Annotated in this window: 2 protein-coding genes and 1 tRNA gene; 2 read left to right on the plus strand and 1 reads right to left on the minus strand. The window is 54.8% G+C overall.

The genetic code is table 11. From position 1 onward, the window contains the following. Positions 1-1,470 (minus strand): hypothetical protein (locus ACOCD2_RS16670; RefSeq protein ID WP_305800524.1); only part of this gene is annotated, 1,470 nt, incomplete at its 3' end. A gap of 75 nt (positions 1,471-1,545) precedes the next feature. On the opposite strand from ACOCD2_RS16670, the gene ACOCD2_RS16675 reads away from it, so the two are divergent. After that, positions 1,546-1,770, plus strand: a complete 225-nt coding sequence (locus ACOCD2_RS16675; RefSeq protein WP_293652919.1) for a hypothetical protein — start codon at positions 1,546-1,548, stop codon at positions 1,768-1,770. Positions 1,771-2,248: 478 nt separating this feature from the next. Continuing rightward, a tRNA-Asn gene (locus ACOCD2_RS16680) sits at positions 2,249-2,324 on the plus strand. The last annotated feature ends 172 nt before the right edge of the window (positions 2,325-2,496 follow it).

The following is a 2,496-nucleotide window of genomic DNA, read 5'->3' on the forward strand; positions in this document are numbered from 1 at the left end:
CCGCGTTCGGAGGCCTACTTTGTTTTCCCTCTGGCGCAAGGCACGCCGGGAAAACAGTGCGGCCTCGCGGCTACTGGGGTCTACCAGCCTTCGCTTCGCTCTCCATGGCTGGCAGCGATCGATCTTTCCCGTGACATAACGGTCACCGTTCAATGCACCATTGCAACCACTGATACTGTCCAGCCGGTAGCCGGCATCCGCCCTGACGACGAACTCCGCAATGGCACCCTGATCCCTATGCTGCACAGGTGGCAGCAAAGCTCCACCAGCGCTACTGCTGGTGCTCAGGGTATAGTTGGGAATACAGGCGGCGTGGGTGACGATGAAAACGCCAAATCGCTTCTTCGGATCATCCTCCTGCAAATCGATACCATGGAGCCCATTGGGTTGTGGCGGCAAGACGCTTCCCATGGGGATGGATACAGGCAACCCGTCGTAGACACCGCTGACCAAGGGCTCCCCGAAAAGATCGAAAACCGAGTGGATTCTGTAAGCTGCACCGTACTCGAGCACATCACCCAGATCCACGGCGACCAAATCATTTTCATCATAGTTGTAGACGACGATCCTGGCCCTTCCAGGATCATACCGGTTCTTGCTGACAACGATCTTCCTGCCAGTGGGAGGGTCGCTGGTTTCCCGAAAATCGTTGCCACCCAGATCACGGATCTCCGATTGGGACGAACCCGTGATGCCATGCAACACTGTCGTATCCTTTATATCCAGGCGGTCCCAATGACCCGCAACCCACAGGTTTTCATCCAGGTAGTTGTTCTCCAGCAACGCGGTCTGTTCTGTAATGCTGCCTCCGTAACCCACACGGGTACCGCGTCCATTGTCCGAATAGCCCAGATTGTTCCTGATCAACAGGTTTCTGACCGGCTGATAGCCTCCCACCAGGCAGTTGTCTTTTTTCTGGCTGTTGCGCGGATCAGAAGCCCCGGCCAGAAACCAGACATTGTCCTGTATGCTGAAATTGTCGATGGCGCCCTTTTCTGTATAGACATGGATGCCCGTACCAAAACCAAAAAAGATGATGTTATTGGTCAGGCGTTTCACGCCGCCGCGATTCTGCGCGTAGATGGCATGACCATGCCCGCGACCTGGAGCCGTCCAGCCATTGTTGTAGATGATGCTGCCGTATATCTCGGTATCTTCGCTGTCGCCTCCCTTGTACCACGCATTGATGCCACCGGCATTGTCATGGGCAATGAAGTTGATGACTTTGTTGTTTTTTCCATAGATATCGACACCTCCTCTGAGCGTGATATCGGCGGGGCTGGAGCCGTCTTCCTGCGTCTCGCGTTTTACATCACGGCTGCGCACTTCCAGGCCGAAATACTGCACCCAGGAACCATTGATGCGCAATCCTGAACCTGATGCGGCCCCGGTTGTATCGATGATCACCGGTTTCCCGGGAACAGGCAGTACGCGTATGGGTTCGGATTCGGTACCCGACAGATCACTCAAGCGTGTCTTCGGCCTCGTGATAGATTTTGGGACATCCCAGTCCCCAAAATCGACTCGGCCTTTGACAACCTATTGGTGCCCCAGCCGTCCTGGTCACCCAGCACTACGCAACAACTTCGCAAGCTCGTTGCTGCTCCGTACTTGGCTCCCAATGACTGGACGCCGCGTTTGGATGCCTACTTTGCTTCCCCTCTGGCGCTATGCGCACGACGGGTAAGCAGTGCGGTCTCGCGGCTACTGGGGTCTACCAGCCTTCGCTTCGCTCTCCATGGCTGGCAGCGGACGAAAGTCCCCTTGTAAGTGCCTTCCATCAGCCACAGCACACCTCCCGGTCCCACCGGACTGCCTGCGCTCAATGCGGATTGAAGATCCAGCGGATCGTCCTCAGTGCCTGCTGCCAAAGGATTTCCTGAAGGCGAGGCAAAGAACCCCCGGGGACTTTCAACGGGCAGCACCGTACAAGTGGAATCCGCAAAGGTACTGCTGTCAAAGGTATTGAAAGCGCCAAAGGCAGATGCCGAAAGAAAGAACAGCGGTAGGAAATTGACGCGCATAAGCAAAGAAGCTGGCCTGCAGAATGCGGAACAGGAAAAATCACACCATACGACAATCCGGCAGTATTTACTGTGCGCATCTTCCTGTTGTCTGTTGTCCCTTCCCCAGGCAATATGGGCACGCCATGTGCGGGAAAACCGGACAAATCTGTTCGTTGCCAACAATTCTCCACCAGACTATTGACCTTTCCCGGCATCCCAATTAACATACGCGCCTCAACCATTCCGCCATAGCTCAGTTGGTAGAGCAACGGACTGTTAATCCGTTTGTCGCTGGTTCGAGCCCAGCTGGCGGAGCCAATTCAAAGCCCTGTTTTTACAGGGCTTTATCTTTTGCAGCTATATTTCTCCAAACTGAAGTTTCCCAGAAATTATTCAAGCCACCATGCGCAGCAGCACAGTGACCAGAGAATTTCCGGGGGGATTGCCGGGTTTGGGGCAAACCCTGGCAAAATTCTCATCCAAAGCCGCT

This window comes from Thiolapillus sp. (genome assembly GCF_048562965.1).
GTDB classification, from domain to species: Bacteria; Pseudomonadota; Gammaproteobacteria; order Chromatiales; family Chromatiaceae; genus Thiolapillus; species Thiolapillus brandeum_A.